The organism is Crossiella sp. SN42, from assembly GCF_023897065.1.
Lineage (GTDB): Bacteria > Actinomycetota > Actinomycetes > Mycobacteriales > Pseudonocardiaceae > Crossiella.
The window spans coordinates 47,463-66,159 of the sequence record NZ_JAMHIV010000029.1; the positions used below are offsets into that span (position 1 = coordinate 47,463).

Sequence of the window (18,697 nt, forward strand, 5' to 3'; positions counted from 1 at the left end):
ACCGGGCGCGCCCGGTGGTGGTCCACATGAGACGGTCACCGGCCCTCAGTGGCCCGCGATGGCCGAGCCGGCCAGCCAGCCCCAGGTGAGCGCGGAGCCGATGGTCGCGCCCGCGGACACGGTGCCGGGGCCGATCACCGCGGCCATCGCGTTGCCCGCCGCGTACAGGCCGGGGATCGGCTCGTTGTCCCAGTCCAGCACCTGACCATGCCCGTCGACCCTGGCGCCGCCCTTGGTGCCGACCAGGCCGGGCAGCACCGGCATGGCCAGGAACGGGGGTTCGGTGAGCGGGCCGAGGTTGGGGTGCTCGGCCGCGGGGTCGCCGCCGTGGCGGTCGTAGGCGGTCTCGCCGCGGCCGAACTCCGGGTCCCGGCCCTGGCCGGCGTGTGCGTTGAAGTCCGAGACGGTGGCGGCCAGCGCGTCCGGGGAGATGCCGAGCTGCTCGGCGAGGTCGGGCAGGGTGTCGGCCTGGGCCACGTAGTCGGGTAGCGGCTGGGCAGGGTAGGCCCCGGCGAAGGGGTAGCGGGCGCGGTAGGCGGCGTCCGCGATGGCCCAGGCGGGCTGGTTGGCAGGCAGGCCGGTGGCCGGGTCGGCGCCGGCGAAGGCGAGGGCGGCGTTGTGGCTGGACTCGTTGACGAACCGCCGCCCGGCCCGGTTGACCCAGATGACGTGCGGCAGCATCCGCTCGGCCATCACCAGCTCCGGCCGCGGCGTGCCATCCGGCCAGGCCGAGCCCTGGCTGACCGGCCAGCTCCACGCCTCGCCCAGGTGCGCCAGCGCGGCCCCGGCCTGCGCCGCCAGCCGCATCGCCGCACCCCGGTTGACCGGCGGCGACACCGGGTGCGTGAACGGCCCGTGCAGCAGCCCGGCGGCCATGTCCGGATCGTGTTCGAACCCGCCGCAGGCCAGCACCACCGCGCCCGCGCCGACCTCGCCGTACGGGGTGCGCACACCGGTGACCCCGTACTCGGAGCGCAGCAGACCGGTGACCGGCTGGCCCTTGCGCAGCCGCACACCGGCCGCCCGGCAGCCGTGCAGCAGCCCGCTGACCAGGCCCTGCCCGAGGGTGACCTGCCCGTTGGCCAGCCGGTACTCCATCAGCCCCGAGGGCAGCTCGCCGCCGCTGACCAGGCCCAGCCCGATCACCTCCTCGTTGGTCAGCACCATTGGGTACGGCGGCGGCCAGAACAGCTCCTCGGCCCGGCCCAGCTCACCCAGCGCCACCGGCGCGACCTCGATGTTCCGGCCTGACGAACGGCCACCGGGAGCCTCGGCGAAGGAGTCCGGCACGCTCATCGCGGTGAACCGGATCGGGCTGTGCTCCTCCACGAACCGGGCCATCCGCGGCGCGCCGTCCACAAACGCGGCGGCCAGCCCCGGCTCGCGCCCGGCGGTGCGGCCCAGCAGGTAGGTCAGCGCCTCGGCCCGGTCGTCGGCCACGCCCAGCTCGGCCATCCGGTGGTTGTCCGGCACCCACGCCTGCCCGCCGGAGACCGCGGTGGTGCCGCCCCAGCACGCGCTGCCCTCCAGCAGCAGCACCGAGGCCCCGCCCACGGCCGCGGCCAGCGCCGCGGAAAGCCCGGCCGCGCCGGAGCCCGCCACCACCACATCCGCCTGGTCGATCATGGCCCGCACCTGCCTGGAATCGGTTAACCCGCCGGAACGTTGCAGTACCCATGGAACTCGGTATCTACAGCTTCGGCGACCGCAGCCCCGACCCGGTGACGGGCGAGCAGGTCTCCGTGGCGCGCGCACTGGCCAACCAGCTGGAGCGGATCAAGCTGGCCGACGAGCTCGGCCTGTCCTTCTACGGCCTCGGCGAGCACCACCTGGACCAGTACGCGATCTCCAACCCGGCCACCGTGCTGGCCGCCGCGGCCAGCATCACCGAGCAGATCACGCTCAGCTCCGCGGTCACCGTGCTCAGCACCGAGGACCCGGTGCGGGTCTACCAGCAGTTCACCACCCTGGACCAGCTCAGCCAGGGCCGGGCCGAGCTGCTGGCCGGGCGCGGCTCCTTCACCGAGTCCTTCCCGCTCTTCGGCGCCGACCTCGGCGACTACGACGACCTGTTCGAGGAGAAGCTCGCGCTGCTGCTGCGCATCGACCGCGAGGACCCGCTGACCTGGTCCGGCAAGTACCGCGCGCCGCTGAAGAACGTGCGCGTGCTGCCCCGCCCGTACCGGCGGCGGCTGCGCATCTCCATCGGCACCGGCGGCAACCCGGAGTCCTCGATCCGCGCCGGGGTGCTCGGCCTGCCCGTGGTCTATGCGGTGATCGGCGGCCAACCGGAACGCTTCGCCCCGCTGGTGGACCTCTACCGCCAGGCAGGCGAGGCCGGTGAGCACGCGCCGGCGGACCTGCACGTGACCATGAGCGCGATCGGGTTCATCGCGCCTCGTTCCCAGGACGCCAAGGAGATCTTCTACCCGTACTGGTTGCAGACCATGAAGTACGGGGCGCGGGCGCGCGGCTGGCCGATGCCCACCAGGGCCGACTACGACGGCTACACCGACAACGCGAACGCGCTGTTCACCGGCAGCCCGGAGGAGGTGGCCGACCGGCTGATCAGCGTGGGCAAGCTGGTTGGGGCGGACCGGTACGCGATGCAGATGGACTGGTCGGGGGTGCCGCACCACCAGGTGATGAAGGCGATCGAGCTGCTCGGCACCGAGGTGCTGCCCCGCGTCCGGAAGGAGTTCACGAACTAGGGATTTCCCGCCCCATTGGAACTTATAGTGCGGTGGGGGACTTGTGGCAAGGCCCCGGTACTGGTCCATGATTTCGCGCTGTGCGTGCCACTGCGCGCATTCACCTTTACCAAGGGGGTTTTGTCATGCGTGCGCTGCTGTCCACAATCGGGTCGCGCGGTGACGTCCAGCCGGTGGTGGCGCTGGCCGTGCGACTGCGCGAACTGGGTCACCAGGCGCGGATCGCGGCGCCGCCGGACTACCGCGAGTGGATCGAGTCCCTGGGGTTCCCGTTCTTCCCGGTCGGGCCGGAACTGCGGCCGCAGGTCAAGGCCGAGCCCGAGGTCAGGCCCGCGCCACCCACCGCTGAGCAGCGGCGGAAGATGATCGCGGCCACGGTGGCCAGCCAGTTCGAGGCGCTGCCCGAGGCGGCGGCGGACTGCGAGGTCATCGTGGCCTGGTCGGCGTTGCAGATCGCGGCCCGCTCGGTGGCCGAACACCGGGGAATTCGCTACGTCTACATCGCCTACGGTCCGACCACGCTGCCTTCTCCGCACCACGGTCCCGCGCCATTCGACAGCCTCGGCCAGCACCCGTCGGCCGAAGGGGCGGATTTCCGGGCACTGTGGGCGGAGAACGCGGAATTTGTGAACCAGCTCTGGCGGGAGCCGTTGAACATCCACCGCGCCCGGCTCGGCCTGCCGTCGGTCACCGAGGTCCGCGACCACATGTTCACCGACTCGCCTTGGCTGGCCGCTGATCCCGTGCTCGCGCCGTGGCCCGAGCCCTCGGAGCTGAAAGTGGTGCAGACCGGGGCCTGGACCATGGCCGACGACCGGCCGCTGTCCGCCGAGGTCGAGGAGTTCCTGGCGGCGGGGGAGCCGCCGGTGTTCTTCGGCTTCGGCAGCATGGCCGCGCCGCCGGAGCTGGGCCACGCCCTGCTCAAGGCGGCCAGGGCGCTCGGCCGCCGGGCGGTCATCTCCCGCGGCTGGGCCGACCTGGCCCTGACCGGCGAGCCGGACTGCCTGACCGTGGACGAGGTCAACTACCAGGCGCTGTTCCCCCGGCTGGCCGCGGTGGTGCACCACGGCGGTTCCGGCACCACCACCGCGGTGACCCAGGCCGGCACGCCGCAGGTGATCGTGCCGCAGATGTACGACCAGCACTACTTCGCCGAACGCGTGCAGGCCCTCGGCGTCGGCTTCGCGCACGCCAGGGGAGTGCCGACCACGGACTCCCTGATCGAGGCGCTCACCCAGGTGTTGCGGCCGGAGGTGGCCGCGCGGGCCAAGGAGGTGGCCGGTCAGGTGCGCACCGACGGCACCCTGGTCGCCGCTCGGTTGCTGATCGGCTAGCAGCCCCGGCCGATCATCTGCCGCATGATCAGGCAGACGTCGACCAGCGGCTTCTGCTCGGTGGTCGTGGTGGTCGGCGGGGGCTTGCTGGTGGTGGGTTTCTTCTTCGCCGGGGCCGCCTTGCTCGCCGGGCGCGGCGGTGGGGCGGGCGGTGGCGGGGCGATCACCGTGGTCACCACGATCACGGTGGTCTCCACCGAGGGCGTGGTCGGGGTGGCCGGGGCGAGCTGCGCGGCCGCCATCGCCGGTTCCTCCCGCTCCGGCGGCGGCGCGAAGGCCACGATGTAGGCGAAGGCGGCCAGCGCGGAGCCCAGGCCGACCAGCACCGGCACGTACCGCCGGACCGGCGTCACCGGTTCCGCGCGGTGCCTGGCCAGCGGCACCGGCAGCGGGGTGCGGGAGTCCTCGGCCAGCCGGATCCGGTCCCGGCCCGCCTGCTTGGCCACCTGGAGCGCGGCGTCGGCGGCCACCACGAACGCGGTCAGGTCCTCCTCCGGCGCGGGCACCCTGGCGCACACGCCGATCGAGGTGGTCACCTTGTCCAGCCGGATGATGCCGCCGTCGGTGCTGGGCGCGTCCACCGCGATCGCGCGCACGCCGGTGCGGATGCGGTGCGCCACCGAGAGCGCCTCGGCCGCGTCGGTCTGGCGCAGCAGCACCAGGAACTCGTCGCCGCCGTGCCCGCCGTAGCGGCCGAGCACGTCGGTCTCCCTGGTGCAGCGGCGCACCGTGTCGGCCACCGCCTTGATCACCGCGTCCCCGGCGATGTGCCCGAACCGGTCGTTGAACCGCTTGAAGTGGTCGATGTCGATCACCAGCAGCGCCAGCGAGTCCCGCTGCGCGGCGGCCTGCGCGAGCTCGGCCGGGGCCCGCTCGTCCCAGCCCCAGCGGTCCAGCAGGCCGGTCAGGCGGTCGGTGGCGGCGTGGCCGCAGGACTGGCAGGCCGGGTCCACGGGATCGGCGCTCGAACCGGGCGCGGTCATGACTGGGCCAGCCCTCCGTTTGGTAATCAGCACTCGGTGGGGTGTTTGTACCAGCTCCAGTAGGCGAGGAGATCATGCGTAAGCGGGTGAAATCACGTTCAACCGGGTGATCACTCGACTGGGTGATAGCCAGCGTGCGGATCGCGTCAGCACTGGTTGTCAGGTGCGTGTGATAGTTCTGGGCACGTGGTGGAGTTGAGCTTTCGCGGGCGCCGGGTCGCCAGGAACGGCGCCATGATCATGGCGATCATCAACCGCACCCCCGACTCCTTCTATGACGGTGGGGCCAACTTCGCCGATGAGGCCGCGATGGCCTCGGTGGCCAAGGCGGTGGCCGAGGGCGCGGACATCATCGACATCGGCGGCGTGAAGGCCGGGCCCGGCGCCGAGGTGGGGGTGGCCGAGGAGATCGCCAGGACGGTCCCGTTCGTGGTCGCGGTGCGCGCCCGCTTCCCCGAGGTGGTGATCAGCATCGACACCTGGCGGGCCGAGGTGGCCAGGGTGGCCTGCGCCGAGGGCGCGGACCTGATCAACGACACCTGGGCGGCGGCCGACCCGGCGCTGATCGAGGTGGCCGCGGAGTTCGGCGCCGGGTTCGTCTGCTCGCACACCGGCGGGCTGACACCGCGGCACCGCCCGTTCCGGGTGCGCTTCGCCGACCTGGTCGGCGAGGTGGTCGCCGAGACCACGCGGCGGGCGGAAAGCCTGGTGCGCCAAGGCGTGCCCCGGGCGGGCATCCTGATCGACCCGACCCACGACTTCGGCAAGAACACCTGGCACGGGCTGGAGCTGTTGCGCCGGGCGGACGAGCTGGTCGGCACCGGGTGGCCGGTGCTGATGGCGCTGTCCAACAAGGACTTCGTCGGCGAGACCCTCGGGGTGCCGCTGGCCGAGCGGGTGGACGGCACGCTGGCCGCCACCGCGATCGCCGCGCACGCCGGGGCCGCGGTGTTCCGGGCGCACCAGGTCGCCCGCACCCGGACGGTGCTCGACACCGTCGCTACGCTGCTGGCGTGTCCACCCTCGACCTGAGCCCAGACGAGCTGCTGACCACCACCCGCTCGGTCCGCAAGCGCCTCGACCTGCACCGCCCGGTGCCGCGCGAGCTGATCGAGGAGTGCCTGGAGATCGCGTTGCAGGCGCCCTCGGGCAGCAACCGGCAGAGCTGGCACTGGCTGGTGGTCACCGACCGGGCCCAGCGGGCCGCGATCGGCGAGTTCTACCGGCGCGCGGTGGCCGGGTACCTGGAGTCCAGCGGCGCGGCGGGCAAGCTGTTCGCCGAGGATCCGGAACGGGCCAAGGTGCAGTCCAGGGTGGGCAGCAGCGTGGCCTACCTGGGCGAGAAGATGGGCGAGGTGCCGGTGCTGGTCATCCCGTGCCTGCGGGTGCCGGAGCTGCCTGCGGGCAACCAGGCCGGGCTGTGGGGCTCGATCCTGCCCGCGGCCTGGAGCTACATGCTGGCCGCCCGCGCCAGGGGCCTGGGCACCGCGTGGACCACCCTGCACCTGGCGTTTGAAACCGAGATCGCCGAGCTGCTCGGACTGCCCGAGGATGTCCGTCAGGCGGCGCTGATACCCACCGCCTACGCTGTCGGCACGGACTTCCGGCGCGCGGCGCGCCAGCCGCTGTCCGACGTGCTGCATTTTGACCGTTGGTGAGCGATTTCTTTCAAGAGTTCGGGGACCAAGACGTGGCAAGTGAGTTCGAGACGAACATCCACCAGCGGGTGGCGCAGGCCAAGGAGGCCGTCCGCGCGGCCCGTGCCGAGGGCGATGAGCACCGCGCCGACCTGCACGAAGCCGATCTGAACAACCTCAAGCGGCTGGCCGGTGAGCACGGGGTCGACCTGACCAAGGACGCCTGACCGGCGCGGTGGCGGACCAGGGACTGCTGCTCGGGATCGACATCGGCACCGCCAGCAGCAAGGGCGTGCTGACCCGGCGGGACGGCACCGTGCTGGCCACCGCGACCAGGGCGCACCAGACCTCGACGCCTCGTCCGGGCTGGTTCGAGCACGACGCGGACGCGGTGTGGTGGGCCGATTTCCGGGCGCTGGCCAGGGAACTGGCCCAGGCCGGGCCGGTGGCCGCGGTCGCGGTCAGCGGGATCGGCCCCTGCTACCTGCCTGCCGACGGCGCGGGCAGGCCGCTGCGCCCGGCGATCCTCTACGGCGTGGACACCAGGGCGACCGAGCAGATCAGCGCGCTCACCGCGGAACTGGGCGCGGCGCCGATCCTGGCCCGCGGCGGCACCGCGCTGTCCAGCCAGGCGGTCGGACCCAAGATCCGCTGGGTGGCCGAGTTGGAGCCGGAGACGCACCGCCGGACCGAGCTGTGGTTCATGGCCAGCTCCTACCTGGTGCACCGGCTCACCGGCCGGTTCGTGCTCGACCACCACTCGGCCAGCCAGTGCGATCCGCTCTACGACCTGCACGCCGCGGACTGGGCGCGGGACTGGGCGGAGCGGGTCGCGCCCGGCCTGCCACTGCCGGAGCTGTTGTGGCCCACCGAGATCGCCGGTGTGGTCACCGAGGAGGCGGCGCGGGAGACCGGGCTGCCGCCGGGGATCCCGGTCACCGCGGGCACGGTGGACGCCTGGGCCGAGGCGACCAGCGTCGGCGTTAGCGCGCCCGGCGACACCATGATCATGTACGGCAGCACCATGTTCCTGATCCAGGTGCCGGCCGACCCCGTGCCCGCGCCGGAGCTGTGGACCACCAGGGGCGTGTTTCCCGGCACCTACAGCCTGGCCGCCGGGATGGCCACCTCCGGCTCGATCACCGACTGGCTGCGCGGCCTGCTCGGCGGCGAGGTCGGCACCCTGCTGGACGAGGCGGCGCGGGTGCCTGCCGGTAGCAACGGCTTGCTGGTGCTGCCCTACTTCGCGGGGGAGCGCACGCCGATCTTCGACCCGGACGCGCGCGGCATCATCGCCGGGCTCACCCTGCGGCACGGCCGCGCCGAGTTGTACCGGGCCGCGCTGGAAGGCGTGGCGCACGGTGTCCGGCACAACCTGGAGGCGATGGCCGCCGCGGGCGGGCAGGCGGAGCGGCTGGTCGCGGTGGGCGGCGGCGCGCAGGGCTCGCTGTGGACCCAGATCGTCAGCGACGTCACCGGACGCGCCCAGGAGGTGCCCCGGCACACCATGGGGGCCTGCCTCGGCAACGCCATGCTGGCCGCCGGGGCGCTCGGCGAGCGGGTGGACGCACGACGGTGGAACCCGGTGGCCGCCACGCTCGAGCCCGACCCGGCGCGGGCCGAGGTGTACGCGGACAGCCACCGGCACTACCGCGCGCTGTATCCGTCCACTGTGGACACAGCGCACTTCCTGGCGCGGCAGCAGCGTCAGTCCGGCGGTTCCTGAGTCGGTCCCTTGCCGAACTGCTGCTGGTACTCGTCCACCTGCTGCGGTGTCGGGTCCGGGCCGACGGCCTCGGCGAAGTCCTCCGGATCCTCGAAGTCGGCGGCGTGCGGATCGTCGGGATCGGGTTCCCGCTCCGGCGGTAGCTCGGCGAAGGCCTGCGGTTCGGTCATGGGTGCCGGATTCCCGGGACCATCGGGTATTACACCGCGCCGCCGGATGCGGAAAGGTGTCTGGAGACGGTGGCGAGGAAGGGGCGGACGATGAGACGGTTCCTGCTGGTGGCGCTCGTACTGGTCAGCGTCGGCGCTGGTCTGACGCCCGCGACGGCCGCGCCCGCGCTCGACGTGCACCGCATCCCCGGGGTCAAGGGGCCGGTGCGGGTGGTCACCGACACCTGGGGCGTGCCGCACGTCTTCGCCACCCATCAGGATGACGCTTTCCTGGCCCAGGGCTTCCTGGCCGCCAGGGACCGGCTGTTCCAGATCGACCTGTGGCGGCGGCGTGGCCTCGGGCAGCTCGCCGAGGTGCTCGGCCCGGACTACGTCGAGCAGGACCGGGCCACCCGGCTGTTCCTCTACCGCGGTGACCTGGACCGGGAGTGGGCGGCCTACGGCGAGCGGGCCCGCGGCATCGCCACCCGGTTCACCCAGGGCATCAACGCCTACCTGGACCACCTGGCCCGCACCCCGGCCGCGCTGCCGGAGGAGTTCCGCCGCCTCGGTTACCGGCCGGCCAGGTGGTCGCCGGAGGACGTGGTGCGCATCCGCAGCCACGGCCTGACCGGCAACCTCACCGACGAGGTGACCAGGGCCAGGATCGCCTGCGCGGCTGGTGCGGAGACCGACAAGCTGCGGCAGCGGTTGCAGCCCGATCGGCCGATCCAGTCGCCTGGCGGACTCGACCCGTGCCTGGTCCCCGCCGACGTGCTGCGGGTGTTCACCCTGGCCACCCAGCAGGTCAGCTTCACCGGCGGCGCGGTGGTCGCCACACCGAGGGAGGAGGTCAGCGAGGGCAGCAACAACTGGGCGATCGCGCCCAGCCGCACCGGCACCGGCCGGGCCCAGCTGGCCAACGACCCGCACCGCGCCTACGCCGCGCCCTCGCTGCGCTACCTCAGCCACCTCTCCGCGCCCGGCCTCAACGTGATCGGCGCGAACGAGCCCGCGCTGCCCGGCGTCTCCATCGGGCACAACGGCCGGATCGCCTTCGGGCTGACCATCTTCCGGATGGACCAGGAGGACCTCTACGTCTACCAGCTCGACCCGGCCGACCCCGGCCGCTACCGGTACCGCGACGGCTGGGAGCCGATCAAGGTGCTGCGGGAGAAGATCGCGGTGGCCGGCCGGGAGCCGGTGGAGGTGGAGCTGCCGTTCACCCGCCACGGACCGGTGCTGGCCAGCGGGAACGGACACGCCTTCGCGGTCCGCTCGGCCTGGCTGGAACCCGGCATGGCGCCCTACTTCGGCAGCGTGCGGTACATGTACGAGCAGGACTTCGCCGGGTTCAAGGCGGCCATGCGCAACTGGGGCGCGCCCACGGAGAACCAGGTCTACGCCGACACCAGCGGCAACATCGGCTGGGTGCCGGGCGGGTTGTCGCCCAAGCGTTCCGGCTACGACGGCCTGCTGCCCGCGCCCGGCGACGGCCGGTTCGAGTGGACCGGTTTCCACACCGGCGACGACCTGCCGCACGCCTACAACCCGGCCCAGGGCTATGTGGCCACGGCCAACCAGTACAACCTGCCGCCGGGCTTCCCGCACCCGATCGGCTTCGAGTGGGGCCTGCCGTACCGGCACAACCGGATCACCGAGGTGCTCAACGCGGACAAGCGGTTCACCGTGGCCGACGCCCAGCGCTTGCAGAACGACCAGCTGTCCATCCCGGCCCGCCAGCTGACCAAGGTGCTGGCCACCGTGCCGGCGGCGGATCCGTTGTCCGGCAAGGCGTTGGCGCTGCTGCGCGGCTGGGACGCGGTGCTGGCGGCGGAGTCCGGGCGGGCCGCGCTGTTCGAGGTGTGGCTGAGCAGGCACCTCAACCCGGCCTTCGCCCAGGCCGTGGCTCCCGCCGCCGCGCCGCTGATCCCCGTCCCGGACACCCGCAACCTGCTGGAGGCCATGGCGCACCCGGAGAAGTGGTTCGGCGCGGACCCGGTGGTCAAGCGGGACAAGCTCGTCACCGGCACCCTGGCCGCCGCCTGGCGCGAGCTGGAGACCCTGCTCGGCCCGGACCCGGCCGCCTGGCAGTGGGGCCGGTTGCAGCACACGCTGTTCCAGCACCCGCTGAGTCCCGCGCTGTCCCCGGCGGACCGGGCCCGCTTCGACGTCGGCCCGTTCCCGCGCGGCGGCTCCAAGGACACGGTGAACCAGTCCTCCTACCGCCGCACCGACTTCCGGCAGACCAGCGGCGCCTCGTTCCGGATGGTGCTGGACGTGGGCAACTGGGACGCCGCCCGCGCGATCAACACCCCCGGCCAGTCCGGTGTGCAGGCGAACCGGCACTACCGGGACCTGGCCGGGAAGTGGCGGGACGGCGAGTACTTCCCGCTGCTCTACAGCCGCGCCGCGGTGGAGCGGCACGCCGACCGGATCACCCTGCTGTTGCCCTGACCACCGGCACGCCCAGCGCGGCGAAGCACTCGTCCACCAGCGCGGTCAGCTCCGGCTCGCCGTCCCTGGCGACCCAGGCGGTGACCGCGGTGGTCAGCGCGGCCACCGCGGCCGCGGCCTGGGCCTTGATCGCGAGATCGGGCTCGGCCAGTCCGGCGCGGGTGGCCAGCGCGGCGGCGAACAGGTCGGTGGTGGACTCCACGTTGAGGTAGTTGCGGGCGCGCAGGGCCGGGGTGGCCATGACCAGCTTGGTGCGGATGAGCACGGTCTCTTGGTCCTTGGGCAGCACCTCGGCCAGCCCGGCGCGCACCGCCCGGTGCACCGCGGTGAGCGGCGGTTCTCCTGCGGGCCGTTCGGTGAGCAGCGTGGTGATCAACGGGTCGTAGTCGTCGACCTCGACCACGTCCTCCTTGCGCGGGAAGTGCCGGAAGAAGGTCATGTGCGAGACCCCGGCGGCGGCCGCGATCTCCTCCACGGTGGTCGCCTCGAAGCCCTTGGCCATGATCAGCCGCAGCGCGTGTTCCTGGATCGCGCGCCGGGTGTCCGCCTTCTTCCGGGCCCGCCAGTCGGTCTCGCTCACCGGCCCAGTATCGGCGCTGGTGCCACCACTCGCCCGAGGACCCTGGTCAGCCACCGCCGCAGACCTTCGAGGCGGCGGCCGTGCCAGGCGAGGTGGCCGTCCGGGCGGATGAGCGCCAGCTCGGTGCGCGGCCAGCGCAGGTCGGTGACGCTCTCGCCCAGCCAGGGGCGGATCATCGGAGACTGGTTGGCGAAGGCGGACAGCAGCGCCCAGCGGCCGCCCAGCTCCTCGTGCAGCCGGGTGGGGGTCCCGTCGGCGCGGTGGCAGGCCAGGTCCGGCACCCGGTCACCCGCGCGGCCGAGCACGCCGCCGGAGCGCGATCCGGCCAGCGGGCCGCGCCGGTAGGACACCGGCCCCGGTCCGGTCAGCAGCCGCCGCGGCCTGGCCGCCAGCCGCCGTTCGGCCTCGTAGGTCTCCAGCAGTTGTTCGGCCGCGCGCCCGAGCACCACGGCGGCCAGCTTCCAGCCCAGGTTCTCCGCGTCCCCGATCCCGGCCCCGCCCCGGCCGTGCGCCGCGCTCCCGGCCAGCAGCACCCGCCCGCACCGGTAGTCCGGCCGCCGGACCGCCGCGCGCACGGTGCCGTGCGCGCCGTCGCACCCGGCCACCCAGCCCGCGCGCAGCACCTCCGCGCCCGCCCGCACCAGCACGATGTCCTTGCCCGGCACCACCTCGGTGACCCGCAGGCCCCACTCCACCGCGACGCCCAGGTCAGCCAGCCGCTCGGTCAGCGCGTGCACACCGGTGGCCGGTCCGGGCGCGGCGTCCACCACCCGCACGCCTGCTCCGGCCGCGCGCAAGGCGCAGGCCAGCGTCAGCCCCGTCGGCCCTGCCCCCACCACCAGCACAGACGTGAACCCCACCACGACCTCCCAGTGTTAGCCACTAACATGTTAGCAGCTAACGCTGGGCGGTGTGGATCAGCGGTGGGCCGCCCGGATCAGCTCGGTAGCCTGCCGCCGGTGACCGGTCCGAGCACTTCCGGACCCGCTTGCGTCGCGCGGCAATTTGGCAAGACTCCCCGCGCGACCCCGACTACCTTGGTCCGGATGACGGCTACGCGGCACCTGACCGGCCAGTTCCCGCTTCCGCTGCCCCCGGCGGCAGCCTTCCCACTGTTCACCGCGCGCGGCGAGGAACGCTGGGTGCCCGGCTGGCAGCCCCGGTTCCCGGTGTCCACAGTGGATGACACCGAGCCCGGCACCGTGTTCGAGACCACTGTGGACGGTGAGACCACCACCTGGATCGTGCTGGACCGGCAGCCGGACCGCCGGATCAGCTACGCCAGGGTCACCCCCGGCTCGCGGGCGGGCACGGTCACGGTGGAGGTCGAGCCGAACGGCACCGGCTCCCTGGTCACGGTCAGCTACCAGCTCACTCCGCTGAGTCCGGAGGGCGAGCGGGCGCTGGCCGAGTTCGCCGCCGAGTACCCCGAGTTCCTGCGCTCCTGGGAAACCCTGATCAAGGCCATGAGTTAGTCCGGTCACCCCGAAGACTGCCGGTTCAACCTCACACTTGCATAGTCATACAGAGGCATGCATATACTTCACTCGTGTCCAAGGTGCTTACCTCACTGCCTGTCGGAGAACGTGTCGGGATCGCCTTCTCCGGCGGCCTCGACACGTCGGTTGCTGTCGCGTGGATGCGTGACAAGGGCGCTGTCCCGTGCGCCTACACCGCTGACATCGGCCAAGCCGACGAACCCGACATCGACTCCGTGCCAGGGCGGGCCACCGCCTACGGCGCCGAGGTCGCCCGGCTGGTCGACTGCAAGGCGGCCCTGGTGGAGGAGGGGTTCGCGGCGCTGGCCTGCGGGGCCTTCCACATCCGCTCCGGTGGCCGCACCTACTTCAACACCACCCCGCTCGGCCGCGCCGTGACCGGCACCCTGCTGGTCCGCGCGATGCTCGAGGACGACGTGCAGATCTGGGGCGACGGCTCCACCTTCAAGGGCAACGACATCGAGCGGTTCTACCGGTACGGGCTGCTCGCCAACCCCTCCCTGCGGATCTACAAGCCGTGGCTGGACGCCGACTTCGTCACCGAGCTCGGCGGCCGCAAGGAGATGTCGGAGTGGCTGCTCAGCCACGACCTGCCCTACCGGGACAGCACCGAGAAGGCCTACTCCACCGACGCCAACATCTGGGGCGCCACGCACGAGGCCAAGCAGCTGGAGCACCTGGACACCGGCATCGAGATCGTCGAGCCGATCATGGGGGTGAAGTTCTGGGACCCCGAGGTGGACATCCTCACCGAGGACGTCACCATCGGCTTCCAGCAGGGTCGGCCGGTCTCGATCAACGGCAAGGAGTTCCCCAGCCCGGTCGACCTGGTGCTGGAGGCCAACGCCATCGGCGGCAGGCACGGCATCGGCATGTCCGACCAGATCGAGAACCGGATCATCGAGGCCAAGAGCCGCGGCATCTACGAGGCCCCCGGCATGGCGCTGCTGCACGCCGCCTACGAGCGGCTGGTCAACGCCATCCACAACGAGGACACCCTGGCCAGCTACCACACGGAGGGCCGCAAGCTGGGCAGGCTGCTCTACGAGGGCCGCTGGCTGGACCCGCAGTCGCTGATGATCCGCGAGGCGCTGCAGCGCTGGGTCGGCAACGCGGTCACCGGCGAGGTCACCCTGCGCCTGCGGCGCGGCGAGGACTTCTCCGTGCTGGACACCGCAGGCCCCTGGTTCAGCTACCACCCGGACAAGCTGTCCATGGAGCGCACCGAGGACTCCGCGTTCGGCCCGGTGGACCGGATCGGCCAGCTCACCATGCGCAACCTGGACATCGCCGACTCGCGCGCCCGGCTGGAGCAGTACGCCGGACTGGGCATGGTCGGCAGCACGCACCCCGCGCTGCTCGGTGTCCAGCAGGTGCCGCCGACCGAGCTGGTCGGCGACATGCCCGAGGGCGGCGCGGAGGCCATCGCCTCCCGCGGCATGACCGACGGCGACGACGAGCTGCTCGACTTCGCCGCGATCGAGTCCGGCGCGGACTAGTCACTGGTTCCACACTTGAGTCCCGGTCGCGGAAATCGCGGCCGGGCTCAGTCGTGGGAACGGGCTTTCCCGGTTCCGGAGAACGAACCGGAACTCCTGTCCGCAGTACTGCGGCGGCGGCGTATGAACGCCTTCGAAACTAGCCAGAATCCGGTGCGGCCCCGCGTTAGTGTCGCCGCCTGCGACACGGGGTCGCGGTCGTGGTGAAGGAGTTCCCGTGGGTCAGTTCAGCGACGCCGGGGTGGCCCGCACGTCGAGTCCGCCGGTGGCGGCGCCCGCCGCCGGGCTGACCGTGGTGCCCGAGCGCACCGCGGCCGCCGCGCTGCCCGCCGAGCTGCGCCGGGCGGTCGTGCAGCTGGCCCGCACGCCAAGGTTGCTCATCGCCTGCGACTACGACGGCACCCTGGCCCCGATCGTGGCCGATCCCGAGCGGGCCCAGCCATTGCCGGAGTCGGTGAACGCGTTGCGGTCGCTGGCCGCGCTGCCGTCCACCACGGTCGCGGTCATCTCCGGCCGGGCGCTGCGGGACCTGGCCACCCTGTCCCGGCTGCCGGCCGAGGTGCACCTGGTGGGCTCGCACGGCTCGGAGTTCGACGTCGGCTTCGTGCACCAGCTCGCCCCCGCCGCCAAGGACCGCCTCACCAGGGTCCGTCGCGCGCTGGAAGCCCTGACCGCGAACACCCCCGGCGTGCACCTGGAGTTCAAGCCGGCCTCGGTCGCCGTGCACGTCCGCCGCGCCGATCCCGAGGTCGGCGAACGCGTCTTCGCCGCCGTCCGGCAAGGCCCGTGCACCTGGCCGGACATCCAGGTCACCGAAGGAAAAGCGGTGATCGAGCTGGCCGTGATCCGCACCGACAAGGGTCACGCCCTGGACGTGCTCCGGCACCAGGTGGCCGCCTCGGCCGCGTTGTTCATCGGCGACGACGTCACCGACGAGAAGGCCTTCCAGGCCCTGGCCGGACCGGACCTGGGCATCAAGGTCGGCGACGGGCAGACCGCGGCGCAGTACCGCCTCCCGGACACCCCCGAGGTCGCCCTGGTGCTGGCCTTCTTGCTGGAGGAACGGCGGAACTGGCTCTACGGTGAGCAGGCGGTGCCGATCGAACGCCTGACCATGCTGGCCAACGAGCGCTCGGTCGCCCTGGTCACCCCGGACGCCCGGCTGACCTGGCTGTGCCACCCGGAACCCGACTCGGCCGCGGTCTTCGCCGACCTGTTGGGCGGGCCGTCCGCGGGCCACTTCTCCATCAAGCCGGAGCGCAACGGCCTGCCGCTGGGCCAGCGTTACGTGCCGGGCACCATGACGGTGGAAACGCGCTGGTCCAAGCTGCTGGTCACCGACTACCTGGACCACTACGCGCAGCCGCAGCGCACCGACCTGATCCGGGTGATCTCCGGTGACACCACCGCGCTGGTCACCTTCGCGCCGCGGCCGGAGTTCGGCCAGGTCCCGGTGTCGCTGGTGGCCGAACCCGGTGGCCTGCGCGTGCTGGGCACCACCGACCCGATCGTGCTGCGTTCCCCCGGCGTCGACTGGGAGATCGTCTCCGACGGCCAGCACGACACCGCCCAGGCCGTGATCACGGTCCGCCCGGATGCCCCGGTGGTGCTGGAACTGCGTTGCGGCACCAGCGATCTGACCGCCGCCGCCCCGGAAGCCGAACGCCGCGCCCGCGCCGACGCGTACTGGACCGAGTGGCTCGCCGCCCTGAACCTGCCCCGCACCCAGCGCGATCTGGTGGCCCGCTCCGCGCTCACCCTGCGCGGCCTCCAGCACGGCGAAACCGGCGCTTTCCTGGCCGCGGCCACCTCCTCGCTGCCGGAGGAGATCGGCGGGGTCCGCAACTGGGACTACCGCTACTGCTGGGTCCGCGACGCCGCTCTCTCCGCGCAAGCGTTGGTATCACTGGGATCCCTCGCCGAGGCCGAGTCCTACTTGAACTGGGTGCACCGGGTGCTGGCCACCCTGACCGGCCCGGAACGCCTGCACCCGCTCTACACCCTGCACGGCACCACCCTCGGCCCGGAAGCCGTGCTGGACACCCTGCCCGGCTATGCGGGCTCCCGCCCCGTCCGCGTCGGAAACCTGGCCAACCAACAGGTCCAGCTCGACGTCTTCGGTCCGGTCGTGGACCTGGTGAAGAAGCTCAGCGACGCCAGGGGCAAGCTCACCGACGACGACTGGCGCATGGTCGAAGCCATGGCGGAAGCCGTCACCCGCCGCTGGCACGAGCCCGACCACGGCATCTGGGAGGAGCGCGCCGCGCCGCGGCACCGCGTGTACTCCAAGGTCATGTGCTGGGTCACTTTGGACCGCGCGATCGCGCTGGGGGAGACCTACGGTCGCGACCTGGATCCGAGCTGGATCCCGTTGCGGGACAACATTGCCGCGGATGTGCTGGAGCACGGCTGGAACGAGGAGGTCCAGTCCTTCACCACGGCCTACGACGGCACCGACCTGGACGCCGCGACACTCCACATTGGACTCTCGGGACTGATTGATCCTGCGGATGAACGGTTCCAGGCCACGGTCACCGCGACCGAGGCGGAACTCCGGTCGGGTGTGACGGTGTACCGCTACCACCGCGACGATGGCCTGCCGGGCTCGGAGGGCGGCTGGCACCTGTGCGCGGCCTGGATGATCGAGGCCTACCTGCTCACCGGCCGCCGCACCGAGGCCGAGGAGCTGTTCCAGCAGATGGTGGACTGCGCCGGGCCGACCGGGCTGCTGCCGGAGGAGTACGACCCGGTGGCCGAGCGCTCGCTGGGCAACCACCCGCAGGCGTACTCGCACCTGGGCCTGATCCGCTGCGCCCAGCTGCTCGACGTGCTGGGCTAGTCGCGCTGGCAGGAACAGGACATCGCCGGCGGGAGATCGGTCCAGCCGGTGAAGGTAGGAGGATGGGCAACAAGACGGAGGCGAGCGGGCCGGTGTCTCCCGCCCGCTCCACCCGGCGGCCGGAACACGAGCTGATCGCCACCGCGCTCCGGCCGCACCTCCGGCCCGCCGACCCCGCACCGGACGTGGTGGCGGTCGCGGTGGCGCGGGAACTGCCCGAGCTGGCCGCCGTGCTCCGGGCTCAGGACCGGCTGACGATCGTGCGGAAAGCGTTGGCGGACTTGCGGGTTGCCGCGGATTCCTGCCGCACCGATCCTAGGCTCGACCTGGTCGAGGTCGGCACCTCGGTGGCCGACTGCCTGATCCGGCTGGGACGCCGCCTCAACCCCGGCGGCCGTCCGTCCGGCATTGAGTCCGGTGACGGGTTCCGGTCGGTGCGCAGGATGTTCAGCGAGCACCTCGAGCGCTGTGCCGGCGAACTGCCCCAGCAGGGCAACCCCCGACGGGGCAACTGGCAGCGTGCGCCCATCGAGGAGTGCCCGCCGCGCTCACCCAGCACGCAGCTGGCCAGGCTGAGCGCACTGACCGCGGCGTTGCCAGCCGCTGATCTTGACCGGCTGTGGGCCGAGCGGCTGACCCCGGTGCTGGACCGGTTCCGGTTCACCAGGTATCCCAGCGCGGAGGCCCGGCAGCACCTGATCCGGTTCCTGCTGGCCGGTCTGCCCGAACTGAAGAAGCTGGGACAGCTCCAGGTCTCGCTGGCCGAGGCAGAGCAGGAGCTGGACCTGCTGCGGGCGCGGACGGCCGCGCAGCGGCAGCAGTTCGGCATGGGCGAGGCGGAAGTGGTGTGGCGCAACACATTGGCCCGCGAGCTCCGGTCAGCGGCGAACGCGGTCATGGTCGGGGGCGCGCTCGGAGTCGGCTTCGGCGCGGCCTTTGACGTGGCCGCCAATGGGATCGCCCAGTCGTTGCGGGAACTGGCGGACCGGACAGAGGTGCCGAAGTGGTGATCGGGGGGCGGGACGGCCGGCCCCGCATCGGCCGTCCCGCTCTTCCGATGTCCACCGGCCCCCTGCGGCCGGTGGACACGACGCGCCCAGCCCCGCTATCGAAGGCGGGCGCGGGTTCGGCGGCATCGTTTCCGCGTCGCTCCCTGATGACCCCGCCGACATCAGGCGTCGCGCGCCGGGAAATGGCCGCCGCTGCCTGGAAGAAATCCAGTTCCTGCCCCGCGAACCAGGAAAAGCATGAATGGAGGTCAACCTGTAATGGCGCGGTCGCAA

General features: G+C 72.3%; 16 protein-coding genes. 11 read left to right on the top strand and 5 right to left on the bottom strand.

Annotated elements, in window-relative coordinates:
* Positions 1–45: 45 nt before the first annotated feature.
* Positions 46–1,626, bottom strand: a complete 1,581-nt coding sequence (locus M8C13_RS31205) for an FAD-dependent oxidoreductase (protein ID WP_252484334.1) — start codon at positions 1,624–1,626, stop codon at positions 46–48.
* Between the two features lie 50 nt (positions 1,627–1,676).
* On the opposite strand from M8C13_RS31205, the gene M8C13_RS31210 reads away from it, so the two are divergent.
* Together M8C13_RS31210 and M8C13_RS31215 are read left to right on the top strand one after the other, a co-directional pair.
* Entirely contained in the window at positions 1,677–2,711 is a 1,035-nt protein-coding gene (locus M8C13_RS31210; protein ID WP_252484335.1) for an LLM class flavin-dependent oxidoreductase, read from the top strand.
* A 125-nt stretch (positions 2,712–2,836) separates the two neighbouring features.
* Complete coding sequence (locus tag M8C13_RS31215; RefSeq protein ID WP_252484336.1) at positions 2,837–4,045, top strand: glycosyltransferase; 1,209 nt, start codon at positions 2,837–2,839, stop codon at positions 4,043–4,045.
* On the opposite strand, the gene M8C13_RS31220 is transcribed toward M8C13_RS31215, so the two are convergent.
* Entirely contained in the window at positions 4,042–5,028 is a 987-nt protein-coding gene (locus M8C13_RS31220) for a GGDEF domain-containing protein (RefSeq protein ID WP_252484337.1), read from the bottom strand. The genes M8C13_RS31215 and M8C13_RS31220 overlap by 4 nt on opposite strands.
* A gap of 186 nt (positions 5,029–5,214) precedes the next feature.
* On the opposite strand from M8C13_RS31220, the gene folP reads away from it, so the two are divergent.
* From folP to M8C13_RS31240, 4 genes are read left to right on the top strand one after another with little or no spacing between them, the layout of a single operon-like run.
* Complete coding sequence (gene folP, locus M8C13_RS31225; RefSeq protein ID WP_252484338.1) at positions 5,215–6,060, top strand: dihydropteroate synthase; 846 nt, start codon at positions 5,215–5,217, stop codon at positions 6,058–6,060.
* Positions 6,057–6,686, top strand: a complete 630-nt coding sequence (locus tag M8C13_RS31230) for a nitroreductase family protein (protein WP_252484416.1) — start codon at positions 6,057–6,059, stop codon at positions 6,684–6,686. The genes folP and M8C13_RS31230 overlap by 4 nt, the downstream gene beginning before the upstream one ends.
* Positions 6,687–6,718: 32 nt before the next feature.
* On the top strand, positions 6,719–6,892 hold the full coding sequence (locus tag M8C13_RS31235; RefSeq protein WP_252484339.1) for a hypothetical protein: 174 nt from the start codon (positions 6,719–6,721) through the stop codon (positions 6,890–6,892).
* 8 nt (positions 6,893–6,900) lie between these two features.
* Entirely contained in the window at positions 6,901–8,391 is a 1,491-nt protein-coding gene (locus M8C13_RS31240) for an FGGY-family carbohydrate kinase (protein ID WP_252484340.1), read from the top strand.
* On the opposite strand, the gene M8C13_RS31245 is transcribed toward M8C13_RS31240, so the two are convergent.
* A complete protein-coding gene (locus M8C13_RS31245) occupies positions 8,373–8,561 on the bottom strand; it encodes a hypothetical protein (protein ID WP_252484341.1) in 189 nt (62 codons plus the stop codon). The genes M8C13_RS31240 and M8C13_RS31245 overlap by 19 nt on opposite strands.
* Positions 8,562–8,651: 90 nt before the next feature.
* On the opposite strand from M8C13_RS31245, the gene M8C13_RS31250 reads away from it, so the two are divergent.
* Complete coding sequence (locus tag M8C13_RS31250; RefSeq protein WP_252484342.1) at positions 8,652–10,997, top strand: penicillin acylase family protein; 2,346 nt, start codon at positions 8,652–8,654, stop codon at positions 10,995–10,997.
* On the opposite strand, the gene M8C13_RS31255 is transcribed toward M8C13_RS31250, so the two are convergent.
* Entirely contained in the window at positions 10,978–11,577 is a 600-nt protein-coding gene (locus M8C13_RS31255; protein WP_252484343.1) for a TetR/AcrR family transcriptional regulator, read from the bottom strand. The genes M8C13_RS31250 and M8C13_RS31255 overlap by 20 nt on opposite strands.
* Positions 11,574–12,437, bottom strand: a complete 864-nt coding sequence (locus M8C13_RS31260; protein WP_252484344.1) for an FAD-dependent monooxygenase — start codon at positions 12,435–12,437, stop codon at positions 11,574–11,576. The genes M8C13_RS31255 and M8C13_RS31260 overlap by 4 nt, the downstream gene beginning before the upstream one ends.
* 186 nt (positions 12,438–12,623) lie before the next feature.
* On the opposite strand from M8C13_RS31260, the gene M8C13_RS31265 reads away from it, so the two are divergent.
* From M8C13_RS31265 to M8C13_RS31280, 4 genes are all read left to right on the top strand, one after another.
* A complete protein-coding gene (locus tag M8C13_RS31265; protein WP_252484345.1) occupies positions 12,624–13,052 on the top strand; it encodes an SRPBCC family protein in 429 nt (142 codons plus the stop codon).
* 74 nt (positions 13,053–13,126) lie between these two features.
* Positions 13,127–14,575, top strand: a complete 1,449-nt coding sequence (argG, locus tag M8C13_RS31270) for an argininosuccinate synthase (RefSeq protein ID WP_252484346.1) — start codon at positions 13,127–13,129, stop codon at positions 14,573–14,575.
* Positions 14,576–14,870: 295 nt separating this feature from the next.
* On the top strand, positions 14,871–17,414 hold the full coding sequence (gene otsB / locus M8C13_RS31275) for a trehalose-phosphatase (protein WP_252484417.1): 2,544 nt from the start codon (positions 14,871–14,873) through the stop codon (positions 17,412–17,414).
* Between the two features lie 62 nt (positions 17,415–17,476).
* Positions 17,477–18,424 carry a hypothetical protein gene (locus M8C13_RS31280; protein ID WP_252484347.1) on the top strand — a complete coding sequence of 316 codons (948 nt, stop codon included), beginning with the start codon at positions 17,477–17,479 and terminating at the stop codon, positions 18,422–18,424.
* The last annotated feature ends 273 nt before the right edge of the window (positions 18,425–18,697 follow it).

Bases quoted from the DNA above. Each gene is read 5' to 3' on its own strand.
- M8C13_RS31205 (WP_252484334.1), bottom strand. From the start codon at position 1,626: ATGATCGACCAGGCGGATGTGGTGGTGGCGGGCTCCGGCGCGGCCGGG.
- M8C13_RS31210 (WP_252484335.1), top strand. From the start codon at position 1,677: ATGGAACTCGGTATCTACAGCTTCGGCGACCGCAGCCCCGACCCGGTG.
- M8C13_RS31215 (WP_252484336.1), top strand. From the start codon at position 2,837: ATGCGTGCGCTGCTGTCCACAATCGGGTCGCGCGGTGACGTCCAGCCG.
- M8C13_RS31220 (WP_252484337.1), bottom strand. From the start codon at position 5,028: ATGACCGCGCCCGGTTCGAGCGCCGATCCCGTGGACCCGGCCTGCCAG.
- M8C13_RS31245 (WP_252484341.1), bottom strand. From the start codon at position 8,561: ATGACCGAACCGCAGGCCTTCGCCGAGCTACCGCCGGAGCGGGAACCC.
- M8C13_RS31250 (WP_252484342.1), top strand. From the start codon at position 8,652: ATGAGACGGTTCCTGCTGGTGGCGCTCGTACTGGTCAGCGTCGGCGCT.
- M8C13_RS31265 (WP_252484345.1), top strand. From the start codon at position 12,624: ATGACGGCTACGCGGCACCTGACCGGCCAGTTCCCGCTTCCGCTGCCC.
- M8C13_RS31280 (WP_252484347.1), top strand. From the start codon at position 17,477: ATGGGCAACAAGACGGAGGCGAGCGGGCCGGTGTCTCCCGCCCGCTCC.